Raw genomic sequence first — 17,536 nt, 5'->3', positions numbered from 1 at the left:
AGGCGCGCGTGTATGGGCGATCGCACGAGCTTCCCCTGGCCCGCAGCCGGTCTCGCTTTGGCAGCGGGTATCGTCATGATCGTAAGCGGAGCCGGCGTCGCGCTCGCTTTCGCCGTCACGCTCCTGTGGATGGGCACGCTGTGGATGGTCGGCTCCCCCGCCCCGCCGCCCAGCGCCGGTGTGGAGCAGGAGGCGATGTCAGCCGAACGGATGGGGGAATTGTTCGAATTTTCCGATTCGCCCATCATCGTGACTCGGCGCAACCGCGTCGCCGTGGCGAACCGCGCCGCGCGCAAGCTGCTCGGCCCGCACATCATCGAACAGGATGTGCGCATGGCCCTGCGCCAGCCCGAAGCGATCTCCCTGATCGATCGCGACACGGACGGGTTTGCCGTCATCCGCGGGCTCGCGCGGCGGCAGGATATCTGGCGGATCAATCGCAAGACGCTCGAAGGCGGGATGGCAGTCATCGAATTCGTCAACCGCACCGCCGAGGCCGATACGGCGCGCGCACACACCGATTTCGTCGCCAATGCCAGCCACGAACTGCGCACGCCGCTGGCCTCGATCCTCGGCTATGTCGAAACCTTGCAGGACGATGCCGACGATCTCGATCCCGCAATGGCCAAACGATTCCTCGGCACGATCGAGCGCGAGGGGCGGCGGCTGCAGGATCTGGTCAGCGATCTGATGTCCTTATCGCGTATCGAGGCGGAAAAGGACGATCTGCCTTCCGACCCTATCGACTTCACCGCTTTGGTGCGGCGTGCGGCACTGGACGCAGCCGGACCTGAACGAACGGCGCGCCTGGCCATAGAGACAGAAACGGATTTCACTGTTTGCGGCGATGTCCAGCAACTCGAACAATTGGTGCGGAACCTCGTCGATAATGCGCTGAAATACGGTGGCGAGGATACGCCGGTTTCGATCCATCTGCAGCCGCAGGGTTCCAAACGCGTGCGCCTGACCGTTGCCGATCAGGGGGAAGGCATTGCACCGGAACACATCCCGCATCTCACGCGCCGGTTCTATCGCACCGATCCGGGCCGCAGCCGCGCTTCGGGAGGGACCGGCCTGGGGCTGGCGATCGTCAAACATATCGTGGAACGCCATCGCGGAAGGCTCGACATAGAGAGCACTCTGGGCGAAGGGACACGGGTTGCGGTGCTGCTGCCGATCGAAAACGAAGCCGAAGATGAAGCGTGAGCCACGCGGTATCAAAGGCTTGCTCGGTCAGGGCTCCGATGAAGTCACGCGGTTGTCGCAATCCTGTAACACAATTTCGCTCTTGGACCGGCACGATACTCCCTGAAGGAACTCGAATCATGATCAAGAGCAGCCGCCTGGCGTTTGCCGCCCTTTCCGTTCTCGCCCTTTCCGCCTGCGGTGATGCCGCAGGGGGCGGCGGATCGCGCGAATCGATCCGTGCGGTCGGTTCGTCCACCGTCTTCCCCTTCGCCAAGCTGGTTTCGGAAAGCTTCGTGCGTTCCAACCCGGAATACCCCTCGCCCATCATCGAGGCGACCGGCAGCGGCGGCGGCATCCAGCTGTTCTGCAGCGGCGTCGGCGCGGACAAGCCGGACATGGCCAACGCTTCGCGCCGCATGAAAGCGAGCGAGTTCGAGACCTGCCAGCAGAACGGCGTGACCGAGATCACCGAATTGCAGGTCGGCCTGGATGGGATCGCCTTCGCTTCGGCGCAGGGCGGGATCACCATGAACCTGACGCCCAAGATCGTGTACGAGGCGCTCGCCGCGAACCCCTATGGCGAAGAGCAGACCAATCGCACGTGGTCCGATGTCGATCCCTCGCTCCCGAACGAGCCGATCCTGGTCTACGGTCCGCCCTCCACTTCCGGCACGCGCGACGCGCTGGCCGAGCTGGTGCTCGAAGTCGGCTGTGACACCAATCCGGAAATGGAAGCGCTCAAGGACAGCGACGAGGACCAGCATGCCCGCATCTGCACCGAAGTGCGTTCGGACGGCGCCTATGTCGATCAGGGCGAGCAGGACAATCTGATCGTGCAGAAGATCGAGAACAATCCGCGCGCCGTGGGCGTTTTCGGCTACAGCTATCTGGAAGAAAACGCGGACAAGGTGCAGGGCCTGTCGATGAACGGGGTCGAACCGACCTACGAAAACATCTCCAGCTTCGCCTATCCCGGTGCCCGTCCGCTCTATGTCTATGTCAAGAACGCCCATCTCGATGCCATTCCGGGCCTGCGCGCCTATCTGGCCGAATGGGGCAAAATGTGGTCGCGTGGCGGACCGCTTGCCGATATCGGGCTGGTCGCTTCGCCGGATGACGTGATGGCGCGCAACACGCAGGCGCTGACGCAATTCCCGACCCTGACCGCCGCAGACTTCCAGTAAGTCCTCGGCGGACCTTCCTCGAAAGACTAGAAACGCGCGCTCGTGTCTCCTTCCATCCTGCTTCTCCTTGCCCTGGCTTTGGGGCTGGCCGGTTGGCTGGCGGCACGGGCGCGTGCTTGGACCTTCAAGCGTGCGCAGCCCGGCGTCAGGCTGGCTGCGCTGCCCAGCTATCACGGCTGGTACGTGGCGCTCTGGATCGTCATTCCGGCGGTTCTGTTCGCGCTGGTCTGGTCAATTCTGTCGCCCAATCTGGTTTTGCAATCGGTGCTGGCCAGCCCGGCGGCGGCAGACCTGCCTACCTTCGGCCTGCAACGCCAGACCATGCTCGCCGAAGCCCGCAACGTCGCGCTCGGCAATTCGCCTGCCGTGTTCAATCCGGCGGCCGCCGACCTCGTCGAGCCGTTCCGCAGCGCGCTGAATTTCTATAGCTGGATCGGCCTTGCCGCGACGCTGGTGATCGCGTTCCTTGGCGGAGCCTGGTCGTTCCTGCGGCTGAGACCCGACTTTACTGCCCGCACGCGGGTGGAAAAGATGGTCATGACCATCCTGCTGCTCGCGTCGCTGGTCGCGATCCTGACCACGATCGGCATCGTCGCCAGCCTGGTATTCGAGACCGTCCGTTTCTTCGGCATGGTCTCGCCGATCGATTTCCTGTTCGGGACGCAGTGGAATCCCGATCCGATGAGCAATCCCCTGAACCCGCAGGGCGATCGCTATGGCGCGATCCCGCTGTTCTGGGGCACGATCTTCATCGGCGCGATCATCGCCATGATCGTGGCCATTCCCCTTGGGCTGATGAGCGCGATCTACCTGACCCAATACGCCGATCCGCGCGTGCGTGCGTGGGTGAAACCCGCTCTGGAAGTGCTCGCCGGTGTGCCCACCGTGGTCTACGGTTATTTCGCCGCCCTCACCATTGCGCCGGGCATCCGCGATATCGCGGTGTCGCTGGGCGTCAGCAATGCATCGAGCGAAAGCGCGCTGGCGGCGGGCCTCGTGATGGGTGTGATGATCATCCCCTTCGTTTCTTCGATGGCGGATGACAGCATCGCCGCCGTTCCCGGAGCGATGCGCGACGGCAGCCTCGCCATGGGCGCCACCAGCAGCGAGACGATCCGCAAGGTCATGATCCCCGCCGCCCTGCCCGGCATCGTGGCGGGCGTGATGCTGGCGGTGAGCCGCGCAATCGGCGAGACGATGATCGTCGTCATGGCCGCCTCCACCGCCGCCAATCTAAGCGCCAATCCGCTCGATTCCATGACCACGGTGACGGTCCAGATCGTCGCCATGCTGACCGGCGAAGGCAGTTTCGACCATCCGGCGACCTTGAGCGCCTTTGCGCTCGGTTTCGTCCTTTTCCTCGTGACGCTGGGGCTCAATTTTATCGCCCTGCGCGTCGTAAAGCGGTTCCGCGAAGCGTATGAGTGATCCCGTGACCACCACCACGAGCGCAGACGACGCCCCGCTCCGCGCGCCGACCCGCACGGCTGCGTTCGAAGCGCGCCTGAAGAAACGGTATGCCGCAGAACAGCGTTTCAAGATGCTGGGCCTGTCGGCGATCGTCTTCTCGGTCGCCGTGCTGGTCTTCCTTCTGGCGACCATGACCATCAACGGCATCGGCGGCTTCCAGCGCGTCGAAATGCCGGTCACGATCGACTTCACCGAGGCCGGGATCAGCGGCGATGCGAACACGCTCGCCGGCAATGAAGGCCTCCGCACTCTGGAGGCGCAAGGGCTGCCCGCAACCGTCCAGTATTTCGCCGCCGAGACCTTGGGCGATCAGGGCGCGGCCCAGATCGGCACTTTCGCATGGCGCGACGTGGCCGAAGCGATCCAGGCCGATCCTTCGATCCTGCGGACCACCACGACTTTCGATCTCGCCGCCAGCCCGGACCTTTCCGCCGGTTACGAAGGCGAAGGATCGCCCGAAATGCAGGCCCTGGCACGCTCGCTTTCCGAACGCGGCCTGCTGGAAAAGAATTTCGACGCCGGTTTCTTCAGCCGCTCCGACGCGACCAATCCGCAGGAAGTCGGTATCTGGGGCGCGCTCAAGGGCTCGCTGCTGACCATGGCGGTGACTTTGATCCTGGCCTTCCCGATCGGGGTTCTCGCAGCGCTCTATCTCGAAGAATACGCGCCCAAGAACCGCTGGACCGACGTGATCGAAGTCTCGATCAACAATCTCGCCGCCGTGCCCTCGATCATCTTCGGCCTGCTCGGCCTTGCCGTGTTCCTGTGGATCTTCCCGAATTTGCGCTCCGCGCCTCTGATCGGCGGCATGACGCTGGCGCTGATGACCATGCCGGTGATCGTGATCGCCGGGCGCAATGCCATCAAATCGGTCCCGCCCTCGATCCGCGACGGGGCACTGGCGGTCGGCGCCTCGCCCGTCCAGGTCGTGTTCCACCACGTCCTCCCGCTCGCCCTTCCCGGCATCCTCACCGGAACCATCATCGGCATGGCCCGCGCGCTGGGCGAAACCGCGCCGCTGCTGATGATCGGCATGCGCGCCTTCGTCGCCACGCCGCCCGACGGGCTGACATCGCCCGCCACCGTCCTGCCGGTCCAGATCTTCCTGTGGTCGGACGAGATCGATCGCGGTTTCGTGGAACGGACCAGCGCGGCGATCATCGTCCTCTTGCTGTTCCTCCTCGTGATGAACGGCCTTGCCATCTATCTGCGCAACAAATTCGAGAAACGCTGGTGACTGTAGTTCACGATAATCTGGAAGCCACCGAAGCCAAAATGCGCGCGCATGACGTGAACGTGTTCTACGGCTCGAAACAGGCGATCGATTCGGTTTCGATCGATATTCCGCAGAAATACGTCACGGCCTTCATCGGCCCGTCGGGCTGCGGCAAATCGACCTTCCTGCGCTGCCTGAACCGGATGAACGACACCATCCCCGCTGCGCGCGTGGAGGGCGACATCACGCTGGACGGCGAGAACATCTACAATCCCAAGCTCGACGTCGTGCAATTGCGCGCACGGGTCGGGATGGTCTTCCAAAAGCCCAATCCCTTCCCGAAATCGATCTACGAAAACATCGCCTACGGCCCCAAGATCCACGGCTTTGCGGAAGGCAAGGATGAGCTCGACGCCATCGTCGAAAAATCGCTTCGCCGCGCCGGCCTGTGGGAAGAGGTGAAGGATCGCCTGACCGACAGCGGCACCGCGCTTTCGGGCGGCCAGCAGCAGCGCCTGTGCATCGCGCGCGCCATCGCAGTCGATCCCGAAGTGATCCTGATGGACGAGCCGTGTTCCGCGCTCGACCCGATCGCGACCGCCAAGATCGAAGAGCTGATCGCCGACCTTTCGGGACGCTACGCGATCGTCATCGTCACGCACTCCATGCAGCAGGCCGCCCGCGTCAGCCAGCGCACTGCCTTCTTCCACTTGGGAAAGATGGTGGAGTATGGTCGTACTTCTGACATATTCACCAATCCGCTCGAACAGCGGACCCAGGATTACATAACCGGCCGTTACGGCTGAGGACGAATTTATGCAGGAACACACTGTAAAGGCCTTCGACGAGGACATCACCCGCCTGCGCGGCCTGATCGCCGAAATGGGCGGGCTCGCCGAAGTCGCCATCCAGCGCTCGCTCGAAGCCTTGGTCAAGGGCGACGACACGCTCGCCAAGCAGGTCATCAAGGGCGACAAGCGCATCGACGCGCTCGAAAGCGAGATCGACAAGCTGGCGATCCGCGTGATCGCGCTGCGCGCGCCGATGGCGGACGATCTGCGCGAAGTCATCGCCGCGCTCAAGATCGCGGGCGTGGTCGAGCGGATCGGCGATTATTCCAAGAACATCGCCAAGGCGAGCCGCGAAATCGAGGCGGAGAATCGCAAGAAGTTCGAACCGCTGACGCTGCTCCCCGCCATGGCCGAAGTCGCCGCCGAAATGGTCCATGACGTTCTGACCGCCTATGCGGCGCGCGATGCGGAGCTGGCCAAGGAGGTCATCGAGACCGACGCCAAGGTCGACGCCTTCTACAATTCGATTTTCCGCAATCTGGTCAGCCACATGGTCGAAAATCCGGCGACGATCAGCAACGCCGCCCAATTGCTGTTCGTGGCGCGTAATCTCGAACGGATCGGCGATCATGCGACCAATGTCGCGGAAATGGTCCACTTCGCCGCCACCGGATTCTACTATCACGACGACGACAGCCAGGACGAAGACAATCGCAGTGCTGAAAATGCGGATGGCGGAGATCGTTGACACATTCCTGTAGTGTGGGCGTCATATCAGAATGACGAACGCACAAACTACGGGACGGTCAGGCGACGTGAACAAAGCGAAACTGCTGCTTGTCGAAGACGATCCGGCGCTGCTGGAACTGCTCGAATATCGTTTCAGCAATGAAGGATATTCGGTCCGCGCCACTGCCGATGGGGACGAGGCGCTGATCCTCGCCGCGGAGGACACGCCGGATCTCGTCATTCTCGACTGGATGATCGAAGGCACCAGCGGGATCGAGGTCTGCCGCCGCCTGCGTCGCGACAAGTCGACCGCCCACGTCCCCATCATCATGTTGACCGCGCGCGAGGCGGAGGACGATCGCATTCGCGGGCTCGACACCGGGGCGGACGATTATCTGACCAAACCCTTCAGCCCGCGCGAATTGCTGGCGCGGGTCGGCGCGGTCATGCGCCGTATCCGCCCGGCTCTGGCAGGCGAAACGATCGAGGTGGGCGACATCGTGCTCGATCCCGTCGCGCACAAGATCGTGCGCCGGGGCGAGGTGCTGAAGCTGGGGCCCACCGAATATCGCCTGCTCAAATTCTTCATGGAAAGCCCTGGCCGCGTGTTTAGCCGCAGCCAGCTGCTCGACGGCGTCTGGGGCACGAGCAGCGATATCGAGCTGCGCACGGTTGACGTCCACATCCGCCGTCTGCGCAAGGCGATCGAAATGCCGGGTACGAAAGACCCGATCCGCACCGTGCGCTCGGCCGGCTATTCGCTGGAAGGGTGACGCGCTTTTGCGTTTCGGCGAACGGCGCTAGGCTGTCGTCATGCGCAGGTTCTTGTCTTCCCGCTCCATCGTGACCTTGTTCGCACTCGTCGCGGCATTCGGCGCGGGTATGGCAGTGACCTCTCTTGGCGATAGTGGCGATACGGCGCCCGCATCAACTGCTTCGATCCCCGAGAGCGACAGGCGAGAGGTTTATTCGCCGAGCCTGCGTTCGGATCCCTATTATCTGGGCGAACAGAAGCGCAATGTCGAATTGCTCGAGCGGCACTGCGCCAATAGCGGAGACATGTGCGCCGAAGCGCGCGCCGCCCGCCTGGCTTACGAAAAACTGCGCGAAGAAAGCTAGCGGCAGACGCCCGACCAGCGCGGGCTCATGTCGAGATGGAAATGATCGGCGTGGGCGGCGTTGTAATCCGGGCTCAAGGTCGTTGCAAAGGCCTTGCAGGCCCCGTCCCGCGCGCGGCGCAGGAAACGCGCTTTGTCGTTCTCGCCCTCCCAATCGCCGAGCAGGCTGATCCGCGTGCCGTCTTCCAGCACGAAAGCGGCGATATCGATCGCGTTTCCAGTCGCATGCTCGCTCCACGCGCCGCTGTCTCGGCCATAGAGGCGTCGGCAGGAATAGGCACCAAGGTGCTCTATTCTTTGCAAATCGCTAGCGAAGATGTCTCTGGCGGCAGGCTCCAGGGTGTCGGTGCGCCAGATCTCCAGCGCGATCCCCACCGGGCACGTCGTAGGCGGACTAGCGGGCGAGAGCGGATAGGCGTCGAGCCGGGTCCGATCGGGCCGCGCGCAATTGCCCTCCCCCTGCGCATCGAGTGCGGTGAACGCCACGTCGGACCGCTCCAGCACTGCGCGGCAGGCGGTCACATCGTCGCGAAGGGCCTGCAATTTCGCCATCGTCGCCCAGCCCGGCGGATCGCGCAGATCGAGGGGCGCCCACGGATCGTGTTCGGGATGCTCCGCCAGCCAGGCTCGCCCGCCGATCAGAGCGGCCAGCACCAGCAACAGGCCGATTACGCGGCGATCGCCGGCGAAACGGCCGATCCGGGTGGAGATGGATGTGCTTTTTCCCGCCATCGTCAATGAAAGTCGCGGGATTTGGGAATGATCCTGACATTGCGCGGATGCCCGCCCGATTGCGGCCCGTGGAATCCGCATTCGCGATTGCCGGCGGGCGGTTCCTCCCACGGTTCGACGGGCTGGTAGGGATCGTCGGCGCCTTCGCGAAGGTCGTCGCGCGGGTTGGATTTTGCCGAGAACGAGGACGGCAGCGGATTGCTGACATGATCGGCGCGCGCGACGGGGGCGTTCAGCATGTCGTCGGACAGCTTGTGCAGCTCGTCCGTGGAGTCGCTCATATGGTGCGCGATCACGTGGATCACCTCGTCGTCATATTCGACGCGGCCCCGCACCTCCATCAGCCGCGCGCCCATCACCACACGCCGCTGCTTCTCCTTCAAGTCGGGCCAGACGACCAGATTGATGACGCCCGTCTCGTCCTCCAGCGTGATGAAGCACACCCCCTTCGCGCTACCCGGCCGCTGGCGGATCAGGACCACGCCTGCGACATGGACCATGGAGCGAAACTTGCGGGCGCGCAGGTCGCAGGCGCGTACGAAGCCCCGCTCGGCGAGGCCGGCGCGCAGGAAGGCCATCGGATGCGCCTTCAGGCTCAATCGCGTGGTCTGGTAATCGGCGACGACCTCTTCGCTCAGCGGCATCACGGGAAGCGCGGTGCGCCGCGTCTCCGCCCCCTCGTCGCGCGCGGCGGCATGGGCGAACAGCGGCAGATCGGGCGCGCCGATCAGGCTGCGCGCGTCCCACAATGCCTGACGCCGCGACAGCCCCAGCGACCCGAAACAGTCCGCGGATGCGAGCCGCTCGATATAAGCAGGCCCGATCTTCGCCCGGTCGCGCAATTCGGCAACATCGCGATAGGGGCCGTTCTCGACCCGCTCGGCCACGATCCGCGCCGCCATCGCCTCGGGCAGGCCGTCGATCTGGCGCAGGCCCAGGCGCAGGGCGATATGGCGGTCCGCCCTCCCCATTACCTCGTCATCAGCCGTGTCCGACTTCGCGACACTCAATTCCCGCTCTCGCTGGGATGCCGTGTCTTCCAAAGTGCAGTCCCAGTCCGACAGATTCACATCTGCCGCCAACACGCGCACGCCATGCTCCGCCGCATCGCGCACGATCTGGGCCGGCGCATAGAAGCCCATCGGCTGCGAATTGAGCAGCGCGCATCCGAAGGCGGCCGGAAAATGGCATTTCAGCCAGCTGCTGACATAGACGAGATGCGCGAAGCTGGCCGCGTGGCTTTCCGGAAAACCGTATTCGCCGAAGCCCCTGATCTGGTTGAAGCAGCGCTGGGCGAATTCGCGATCGTAGCCGCGCTTCACCATACGCTCCACCATCATGTCCTGCAATTCGTCCACCATGCCCCGGCTGCGGAAGGTCGCCATCGCCTTGCGCAAACGGTTGGCCTCGAGGCTCGAAAATTTCGCCGCGTCGAGCGCGATCTTCATCGCCTGTTCCTGAAAGATCGGGACGCCGAGTGTGCGTTCGAGAATGCTGGACAATTCGTCGGGCGGGCCGTGTTCGGGGCTCGGCGCGGGGATGACGACCTGTTCCGCCCCCCGGCGGCGCTTCAGATAAGGATGGACCATGTCCCCCTGGATCGGGCCGGGCCGCACGATCGCGACCTGGATCACGAGATCGTAGAATTCGCGCGGGCGCAGGCGCGGCAGCATGTTCATCTGCGCGCGGCTCTCCACCTGGAACACGCCGAGCGAATCCCCCTTGCGCAGCATGGCGTAAGTCTCGGGATCCTCGCGCGGGACGCTGGCCAGATCGAGACATCTTTCGTGATGGTTTTCAAGCAGATCGAGGCACTTCCTGATACAGGTCAGCATCCCCAGCGCCAGCACGTCCACCTTGAGGATACCGAGCGCTTCGATATCGTCCTTATCCCATTCGATGAAGCTGCGCTCGGGCATGGCGCCATTGCCGATCGGCACCGTCTCGGTCAGCGCGTTGTCGGTCAGAATGAAGCCCCCGACATGCTGCGACAAATGGCGTGGCATGCCAATCATCTGCTCGGTCAGTTTAAGAACCCGCTTCAAGTGAGGGTCAGTCACGTCCATGCCGGTTTCCTGGGCGTGGCGTTCGCTGATCTCCTTGCCCCATCCGCCCCAGACGGTCTTCGCGAGCGCGGCGGTGACATCCTCGGTCAGGCCCATCGCCTTGCCGACCTCGCGGATCGCCATGCGCGGGCGGAAATGGATCACCGTGGCGCACAATCCGGCGCGGTGGCGGCCGTACCGCCTGTAAAGGTACTGGATCACCTCTTCGCGGCGCTCGTGCTCGAAATCGACATCGATATCGGGCGGCTCCTTGCGCTCTTCGGAAATGAAGCGGTCGAACAGCAACTGGTGCTTGGCGGGATCGACATTGGTGATGCCGAGGCAATAGCAGACCGCCGAATTGGCCGCGCTGCCCCGCCCCTGACACAGGATCGGCGGATCGACCCCGTAGCGCGCGAAATCGACGATATCCTTGATGGTGAGGAAATAGCGCGCGAGGTCGAGCTTGGCGATCAGCGCCAATTCGCGCTCCAGCGTCTCCGCGATATGGTCAGGCACACCGGATGGATAGCGATCTTCCGCCCCCCACCAGGTCTCGCTTTCGAGAAATTCCTGTGGCGTCATGCCGTCAGGGTAGATTTCCTCGGGATACTCGTAGCTTAGATCGTCCAGCGAGAACTCGCATGAATCCGCCACTGCGCGCGTGGCCGCAATTGCATGGGGCCAGCGTTCGAACAGGCGGAGCATGGTTTCGGGCGATTTGAGATAGCGTTCGGCATTCCCGTGCAGCAGATGACCGGCGGCGGCGACGGTGGTCTTGTGCCGGATCGCCGTCATCACGTCTTGCAGCGGGCGTCTGTCGGGCGTGGCGTAATGCACATCGTTGGTCGCCAGGATGGACAGGCCATTCGCCTTTGCCAGCGCGTCGAGCCTTTCGATCCGTACGACATCGTCGCCGGAGTGGAGATAGCTGGCGGCGATATGACGCAGGGTCGGGAGACGGTCTGCGATGTGACCGACAAGCTGTTCGAAAGGCTTGGTTATATTGCGAAACGGTGGCGAGGTCTCACCGAGTATTCCCGACCGAAACGGAACCACATTGTTCGGTACTGCGATGGTGAAACGCTCGTCCAGATCGCGCGGCGGTATGAGGACGAGGTGGACGTCCTCGCTGTGATCGGCGAGCATGGCCAGGCTGATCTCGCAGGCCCCCTTCGCCTGCCATTCGCCATCCAGCGTCGCCATCCGGCCTGCGCTGATCAAGCGGCACACCCGCCCATAGGCAGCGCGGTTTTCGGGGTAGGCGAGGAAGGCCAAGCCTTCGACCGTTTCTATCCTGCAACCGATAACCGGCTTTAATTTCAGCGTTTTCGCTTCGGTATGGATACGCACCACGCCAGCCATCGTATTGGCATCGGCGATCCCGATCGCATCGTAGCCAAGCTCCCAGGCCCGCTTGACGATATCCACCGCATCCGACGCGCCGCGAAGGAAGCTAAAGCAGCTCACCAGCCCAAGCTCCACGAAAGGCGCGCGTGGCGGCGCATCGACAGAATCGGGGCCGAGCTCGATCCTGCGCCGGGGTATTTGGAGATCGTTTTCGGGCATGTGCCTGCCCGGCCGTCATTCCCGCGAAGGCGGGAATCCAGCTGCAAGCTCGGCGGCTCCGCTCTGGACCCCCGCCTTCGCGGGGATGACGAAGACATGCATGTCGATCACCCGCTCAGCTCCTCCAACCGCTCCTTCACCGCGACTAGATCGGCGTCGAACAGGCGCGCCTGTTCCTCACGCGCCGGGCCTTCGAGGCGCAGCAGATAAGAGGGGTGCGCGGTGATCCACAGCTCGCACCCCTCTTCCAGCGCGATCGGCGCGCCGCGTGCCTTGGAAATGCTGACCGTCTTGCCGAGCATTCCGCGCGCCGCGCTGGCACCCATGGCGAGCACGAGTTTCGGTTGCACGATCGCGCGCTCGCTTTCGATCCACCAGCGGCAGGTATCGATCTCCTTCGCAGCCGGAGACTGATGGAGCCGCCGCTTGCCGCGCTGAACGTATTTGAAATGCTTGACCGTGTTGGTGACGTAGCTCGCCTTTCGGTCGATCCCCGCTTTCTCAAGATGGACGTCGAGCAATTGCCCTGCAGGCCCGACGAAGGGCCGCCCGGCCTGATCTTCCTGATCGCCCGGCTGTTCGCCGACTATCATGAGAGCGGCATCCTGCGGTCCCTCGCCCATCACCGCCTGGTTTTCGAGCGCACCGATCGGACATTTTCGGCATGCGTGGATCGCCTTGTCGATCGCTGCCAGCGTCTCGGGCCGTTCTTCGAATTCCAGAGCTCCGGCATCGACCATCGCGCTCTCCCGCTTCTGCGCGCCCGCCACCAGCTCGGGAATGAGCGCGGCTTCGGGCATGTTCTTCCAATATTTGCGGGGCATTTCCTTGAGCATGGCCCCGACCTTCAAACGCGCGGGGTTGAAGATGGATGCGTAATAGGTGCGCCACAAATCCTCCATCGGATCGCCGCCCGGCGCGTCGACGCGTTCGGCGGGCGGGCCTTCGCGCATGGTCTCGCCGTCCCAGTGGAGGCTGCCCTGCGGCGTCAGGATGGACCAGCGCATATTGGCGAAACGACGCATGAAGAAGCCCGCATTGGCGCGCAGGATATGATGCTCGGGCTCGAACCAGGCGACGTAGTGCTCGCCATCCGTTTCCTCGTTCTCCACCAGGCGGAAGCGGACGAAGGCGTGCATCTTGTGGCTGTCGCGCCGGACATTCTTGTCGAGCTCTTCGATCCGGCGCACATCGGGATCGGCCTTGTCCTCCATCATGCGCGGGTTCGCCTGAAGCCGCCACAGCAGGCGATAGAGCAAGGCGAAGCGTTCGGGATCGGAATGGAGCGCGGCGTTCTTCGCAAGGGGTACGAAGCGGCGATTGGCACGCACCGCAGGCGCATCGCCGGGCGGTACGGGCGCGCGCCTCTCGCCATGCGCGAACAGATCGCCACTACTTCCCGGTTCGATCCAGGCGATCCGATCGGGCGGCACGTCGCACTGGATCAGCGACCGCGCCCGCTCGCGCCAGAATTCGAAATCGTCCGGCTCGGGCAGCTCGACCACGTAATATGTGCCGAGCTTCATGGACTGGAGCGATCGCGCCTCTCTCATGCCGCGAACAGTTCGAGCTGCTCGGTCTTGGGAGCGAGCATGGTCCTGAGGTCGGCGCGGTCGGTCAGCAGAGTAGGACGCCAATCCACCGTACAGATGAACGGACGCACCTTAGTGATCGACTGGGTGAGCCGCGCCACATCGTCCAGGCGCAGGGTGCGGTGGCGGCGGCTGGCGAGGATTTTGTGGACCGCCTTCACCCCCAGCCCCGGCACGCGCAAAAGCTGTTCCTTGGTCGCACGATTGACATCGACCGGGAAACTGTCGCGGAATTTCAATGCCCAGGCGAGCTTGGGATCGATATCGAGCGGCAAATTCCCGTCCGCCTCGGTCGCCTGCATCACCTCTGTCGGCTTGTAGCCGTAGAATCGCATCAGCCAGTCTGACTGATACAGGCGATGTTCGCGGATCAGTGGCGGACGCTTCAGGGGCAGCACCGCGCTCGCATCGGGGATCGGGCTGAACGCGCTGTAATAGACCCGACGCAGGCGGAAATTGTCGTAGAGCCTGCTCGCCTTGCCGACGATGTCCGCATCGGTCGCGGCATCGGCGCCCACGATCATCTGCGTCGACTGGCCCGCGGGCGCGAAGCGCGGCGCGTGGCGGAAGCGCTTCCTCGCATCCTTCGCCTCGACCAGATCGGCCTTCACCCTTCCCATCGCCCCTTCGATCTGGCGGGCGTCCTTGTCGGGCGCCAGGCGAGTGAGGCCGCTATCGGTCGGCAATTCGACATTGATCGAGACGCGATCGGCGTAAAGCCCCGCGCGGTGGACGATCTCGGCATCCGCTTCCGGAATGGTCTTCAAATGGATATAGCCGCGAAAATCGTGCTCTTCCCGAAGGATGCGCGCGACTTCTACGATCTGTTCCATCGTATGATCGGAGTTCTTCACGATGCCCGACGAGAGGAACAGCCCTTCGATGTAATTGCGGCGATAGAAGGCCAGCGTCAGGTCCACCACCTCCTGCGGCGTGAAGCGCGCCCGTGCCACGTTCGAGCTCTTGCGGTTGACGCAATAATGGCAGTCGAACACGCAGTGATTGGTCAGCAGGATCTTGAGCAGCGAAATGCAGCGCCCGTCCGGCGCATAGGCGTGACAGATGCCCATCCCCTCGGTCGATCCGATCCCCTTGGCCGATCCCAGCGAGTTCTTCTTCGCCGTGCCGGACGACGCGCAGGACGCATCGTATTTCGCCGCATCGGCGAGAATCGCGAGCTTTTCGAGGACGGTCTGCGAAGCCATCTGTTCTATATATGTTCTGCTGAAGGCCTTGCCTAGCCCTCGCAGGAAAAAAGCGCCGATTTCGTAACTTACGGAACGCGCGGGCCCTCCGGTGGGTTGGTTCACCATATCCCCCCTTTCAAGGAGACGATGAATGCCCAACCTCATCACTCGTGATGGAACGCGCCTGCGCTACAAGGAACTTGGCGAAGGCCGCCCCGTGATCCTGATCCATGGCTGGCCGCTTTCGGCCGATAGCTGGGATCCGATCATGATGAAGCTGGCCGAAAACGGCTATCGTGCGATCGCCTATGACCGGCGCGGTTTCGGCCATTCCGATCATGCGCCCAAGGGCTACGATTACGATACCTTCTCCGACGATCTCGCCGATGTGATGAAGGAGGTCGGCGCGAGCGACGATGTCGCTCTGGTCGGCTTTTCCATGGGTGGCGGCGAGATCGCGCGCTACATGTCGCGTCACCAGGGCAAGGGCGTGAGCGCGGCGGTGCTGGTCAGCTCCGTCGTTCCCTATATGCTCAAGACCGACGATAATCCCGACGGCGTGCCGCAATCCACGCTGGACGAAATGACCAAGGGGATGAAGACCGAATTTCGCCACTTCTTCACGGGCTTCTTCAAGGATTTCTACGGCGATGGCGTGCTGTCCACCAAGGTGCATGACGAGGAGAAGCACTGGGCCTGGATGACGACGATGATGGCGAGCCAGTATGCGACGCTGCAATCGGCAGGCGCGTTCGCCAACACCGATTTCCGTCCCGACCTCGCCAGCTTCAATGTGCCCACGCTGGTAATCCACGGGACCAAGGACCAGACCGTGCCGATCGATGCCACCGGACGCCAGGTCGCCGAAAAGGTGCCGAGCGCAACGCTGATCGAATATGACGGCGAACCGCATGCCGTGTTCGCGACTCAGACCGAGCGTCTGGGCGACGATCTGCTCGAATTTCTCGGCGGCGCCGGAAGCAGCAGAGCCACGGCCGAAGGTGGAACGATCGCGTCTGCCTGATATTGGCGGACAGATCGTGACAGAGAACGAGGCGCGTCCTGCGGGGCGCGCCTTTTCTTTTTTGAATCAGTACCTTTCGATGACGTCATGAATGCATGGCGGCGTGGCGTCAGCCGCACAGGCCCTGCAAATACCAGTCCGGCATTCCCCCTCGCCCATCGCCGATAAGCCCCTGACGATAGATCCAGTAGCGGCACCCGGCCCCGTCCTCGATCCGGTAGTAATCGCGCAGGCGCGCGTTGCCGCGTTCGCGCCACCATTCGGGCGCGATCCGTTCCGGTCCTTCCACCCGCGCCACTTCGCGCACTGCCCCGCGCCAGCGAAAACGCTTGGGATAGCCATCGGGGGTGGCGTAGAGCACGGCGATCTTCTCCGCTTTATCCAGCAATTTCATCGGCCTGTTATGGAAAGCCAACAGGCCTTGTGAAGCCGGTTCGGGGTCCAGCGGAGGACGCCAGCGTTGCGCGCGTTCGGGAATGTGGCTTGCGAACGGGATCGGGCGAGTGATCCTTTCAGCGCCCAGCCTCACGCTCAGCCGGTCGATACAGGCCGATAGCGAAGTGCCGTGCGCTTCTGCCGCGGCTTCGATATCGCCCTGCGCCAGAGCCAGCGGCTCGGCCCAGCTGGCGCGCAGGCGCAGCATCTCGATCCCGAACCCCGCATCCACATCGTCGAGCCGGGCGGCGAACAGGCGGCAGATATGCGCGGGATCGCGCGTCGCCGCGGCCATTTCAAGGCGGCGGACCAGCACCTCGCCATCGACGCGCCATAGACCGAGTTCGAGCCGCCGCGCGCCCAGCGCCTTGCCTTCCAGCTCGCGCGCCATGTCGAGCGCCAGATCATCGAGCACGGTGTCGAGCAGCGTGCGATGGCGGATCGGCTCCATCAGCCTGCGCTGCACCAGCGGAGCCTGCTGGGGGACGACCGGCAGCAGCGGCTCGGGTATCCGGCCGAGCAATTGGTCGAGCCGGATCAGCGGATTGGCGGCGGGCGATTTGCGGTTGCGGAAGCGCCGCTGGATCGCATCGCGCCCCGCCCCGTCCTCCTCGATCGCATCCAGCTGGCCCAGACGTTTGATCCCGAGGCGGCGCAGCACGGTGAGGACATCCTCGTCGAGCCGCAAGGCTGCGACAGGCAGGGCTGCGAGTTGCGGGGGGATGCGATCCCCTTGCGCCGGGAAAGGATCGAGAATCGCCTGCGATCGTCCGTAATGCGCCAGGGCCCATGCCGCCCCGGCAGTCGGCGCGATGGCACTGCGCAGGGCAAGCTTGCGGCGCGCGAAAGCAGCATGGACATCCTCGATCAGCCTGGCCTCGCCCCCGAACAGGTGGGGCACGGCGGTCACATCGACCAGCAACCCGTCGGGCGGATCCATCGCCGACCACGGTCCCCAGTGCATCGCCCAGATGGCAAGATGTTCGAGAAAGGCGAGATCGCCCGCCGGATCGGCCGGAGCGGTCAGCAGCGCAGGGCACAGCGTGCGCGCATCGGCCAGCATCATGCCCCTGCGCGCGCCCGCCACGGCTCCGGCGCGATTGACCGCCTCGATCCGCGGGCCATGCGCTGTGTCGGCAATCAGGACGCGCGGCTGGGTATTATCCTCATCCTCATGCGCAAGCCGCCAGCGATCCATCGCCAGCGCCGGGAGCCAGAGGGACAGGATGCGGCGGGCCATTTGCATCGCTCATGCC

The 17,536-nt window shown here is 63.8% G+C and carries 14 protein-coding genes; 9 read left to right on the top strand and 5 right to left on the bottom strand.

Annotated elements, in window-relative coordinates:
* Positions 1 to 12 precede the first annotated feature (12 nt).
* From A3736_RS12370 to A3736_RS12335, 8 genes are all read left to right on the top strand, one after another.
* Positions 13 to 1,206, top strand: a complete 1,194-nt coding sequence (locus A3736_RS12370; protein WP_082851473.1) for a cell wall metabolism sensor histidine kinase WalK — start codon at positions 13 to 15, stop codon at positions 1,204 to 1,206.
* A gap of 119 nt (positions 1,207 to 1,325) precedes the next feature.
* Positions 1,326 to 2,372: a substrate-binding domain-containing protein gene (locus A3736_RS12365; protein WP_067683411.1), complete on the top strand. Its 1,047-nt coding sequence runs from the start codon at positions 1,326 to 1,328 to the stop codon at positions 2,370 to 2,372.
* 42 nt (positions 2,373 to 2,414) lie between these two features.
* On the top strand, positions 2,415 to 3,800 hold the full coding sequence (gene pstC / locus A3736_RS12360) for a phosphate ABC transporter permease subunit PstC (protein ID WP_067683410.1): 1,386 nt from the start codon (positions 2,415 to 2,417) through the stop codon (positions 3,798 to 3,800).
* On the top strand, positions 3,793 to 5,079 hold the full coding sequence (pstA, locus tag A3736_RS12355; protein WP_067683408.1) for a phosphate ABC transporter permease PstA: 1,287 nt from the start codon (positions 3,793 to 3,795) through the stop codon (positions 5,077 to 5,079). The genes pstC and pstA overlap by 8 nt, the downstream gene beginning before the upstream one ends.
* 38 nt (positions 5,080 to 5,117) lie before the next feature.
* Positions 5,118 to 5,864, top strand: a complete 747-nt coding sequence (gene pstB, locus A3736_RS12350) for a phosphate ABC transporter ATP-binding protein PstB (RefSeq protein ID WP_067683447.1) — start codon at positions 5,118 to 5,120, stop codon at positions 5,862 to 5,864.
* Positions 5,865 to 5,874: 10 nt separating this feature from the next.
* Positions 5,875 to 6,597, top strand: coding sequence for a phosphate signaling complex protein PhoU (gene phoU / locus A3736_RS12345; RefSeq protein ID WP_067683406.1), 723 nt, complete (start codon positions 5,875 to 5,877; stop codon positions 6,595 to 6,597).
* A 67-nt stretch (positions 6,598 to 6,664) separates the two neighbouring features.
* Entirely contained in the window at positions 6,665 to 7,351 is a 687-nt protein-coding gene (gene phoB / locus A3736_RS12340) for a phosphate regulon transcriptional regulator PhoB (RefSeq protein ID WP_067683403.1), read from the top strand.
* Between the two features lie 40 nt (positions 7,352 to 7,391).
* Complete coding sequence (locus A3736_RS12335) at positions 7,392 to 7,697, top strand: hypothetical protein (RefSeq protein WP_067683400.1); 306 nt, start codon at positions 7,392 to 7,394, stop codon at positions 7,695 to 7,697.
* Here A3736_RS12335 and A3736_RS12330 read toward each other — a convergent pair.
* The 4 genes from A3736_RS12330 to A3736_RS12315 form a co-directional block, all read right to left on the bottom strand.
* Positions 7,694 to 8,428, bottom strand: a complete 735-nt coding sequence (locus tag A3736_RS12330) for an extensin family protein (RefSeq protein ID WP_067683398.1) — start codon at positions 8,426 to 8,428, stop codon at positions 7,694 to 7,696. The two genes, A3736_RS12335 and A3736_RS12330, sit on opposite strands and share 4 nt — an antisense overlap.
* A 2-nt stretch (positions 8,429 to 8,430) precedes the next feature.
* On the bottom strand, positions 8,431 to 12,042 hold the full coding sequence (locus tag A3736_RS12325) for an error-prone DNA polymerase (RefSeq protein ID WP_067683395.1): 3,612 nt from the start codon (positions 12,040 to 12,042) through the stop codon (positions 8,431 to 8,433).
* Between the two features lie 107 nt (positions 12,043 to 12,149).
* Positions 12,150 to 13,568 (bottom strand): UdgX family uracil-DNA binding protein, encoded by a 1,419-nt coding sequence (locus A3736_RS12320; protein WP_067683394.1) that lies wholly within the window; start codon positions 13,566 to 13,568, stop codon positions 12,150 to 12,152.
* A gap of 23 nt (positions 13,569 to 13,591) precedes the next feature.
* Positions 13,592 to 14,839, bottom strand: coding sequence for a putative DNA modification/repair radical SAM protein (locus tag A3736_RS12315; protein WP_067683392.1), 1,248 nt, complete (start codon positions 14,837 to 14,839; stop codon positions 13,592 to 13,594).
* Positions 14,840 to 14,972: 133 nt separating this feature from the next.
* Between A3736_RS12315 and A3736_RS12310 the strand changes: the two genes are divergently transcribed.
* On the top strand, positions 14,973 to 15,845 hold the full coding sequence (locus tag A3736_RS12310) for an alpha/beta fold hydrolase (RefSeq protein ID WP_067683390.1): 873 nt from the start codon (positions 14,973 to 14,975) through the stop codon (positions 15,843 to 15,845).
* Positions 15,846 to 15,954: 109 nt separating this feature from the next.
* Here the strand turns inward: A3736_RS12310 and A3736_RS12305 are convergent, their stop codons facing one another.
* Positions 15,955 to 17,520, bottom strand: coding sequence for a DNA polymerase Y family protein (locus A3736_RS12305; protein ID WP_233999376.1), 1,566 nt, complete (start codon positions 17,518 to 17,520; stop codon positions 15,955 to 15,957).
* Between the last annotated feature and the right edge of the window lie 16 nt (positions 17,521 to 17,536).

This window comes from Erythrobacter sp. HI0063, assembly GCF_001635685.1.
In the GTDB taxonomy this organism is placed as follows: domain Bacteria; phylum Pseudomonadota; class Alphaproteobacteria; order Sphingomonadales; family Sphingomonadaceae; genus Qipengyuania.
This window is presented reverse-complemented; position numbering and strand designations above follow the sequence as displayed.

What these genes read in the sequence shown, in the direction of transcription:
- A3736_RS12310 (WP_067683390.1), top strand. Translation starts at nt 14,973, where the DNA reads ATGCCCAACCTCATCACTCGTGATGGAACGCGCCTGCGCTACAAGGAA.
- A3736_RS12330 (WP_067683398.1), bottom strand. Translation starts at nt 8,428, where the DNA reads ATGGCGGGAAAAAGCACATCCATCTCCACCCGGATCGGCCGTTTCGCC.
- phoU (WP_067683406.1), top strand. Translation starts at nt 5,875, where the DNA reads ATGCAGGAACACACTGTAAAGGCCTTCGACGAGGACATCACCCGCCTG.
- A3736_RS12335 (WP_067683400.1), top strand. Translation starts at nt 7,392, where the DNA reads ATGCGCAGGTTCTTGTCTTCCCGCTCCATCGTGACCTTGTTCGCACTC.
- A3736_RS12305 (WP_233999376.1), bottom strand. Translation starts at nt 17,520, where the DNA reads ATGGCCCGCCGCATCCTGTCCCTCTGGCTCCCGGCGCTGGCGATGGAT.
- pstB (WP_067683447.1), top strand. Translation starts at nt 5,118, where the DNA reads ATGCGCGCGCATGACGTGAACGTGTTCTACGGCTCGAAACAGGCGATC.
- A3736_RS12325 (WP_067683395.1), bottom strand. Translation starts at nt 12,042, where the DNA reads ATGCCCGAAAACGATCTCCAAATACCCCGGCGCAGGATCGAGCTCGGC.
- pstA (WP_067683408.1), top strand. Translation starts at nt 3,793, where the DNA reads ATGAGTGATCCCGTGACCACCACCACGAGCGCAGACGACGCCCCGCTC.
- A3736_RS12315 (WP_067683392.1), bottom strand. Translation starts at nt 14,839, where the DNA reads ATGGCTTCGCAGACCGTCCTCGAAAAGCTCGCGATTCTCGCCGATGCG.
- A3736_RS12370 (WP_082851473.1), top strand. Translation starts at nt 13, where the DNA reads ATGGGCGATCGCACGAGCTTCCCCTGGCCCGCAGCCGGTCTCGCTTTG.
- A3736_RS12365 (WP_067683411.1), top strand. Translation starts at nt 1,326, where the DNA reads ATGATCAAGAGCAGCCGCCTGGCGTTTGCCGCCCTTTCCGTTCTCGCC.
- A3736_RS12320 (WP_067683394.1), bottom strand. Translation starts at nt 13,568, where the DNA reads ATGAAGCTCGGCACATATTACGTGGTCGAGCTGCCCGAGCCGGACGAT.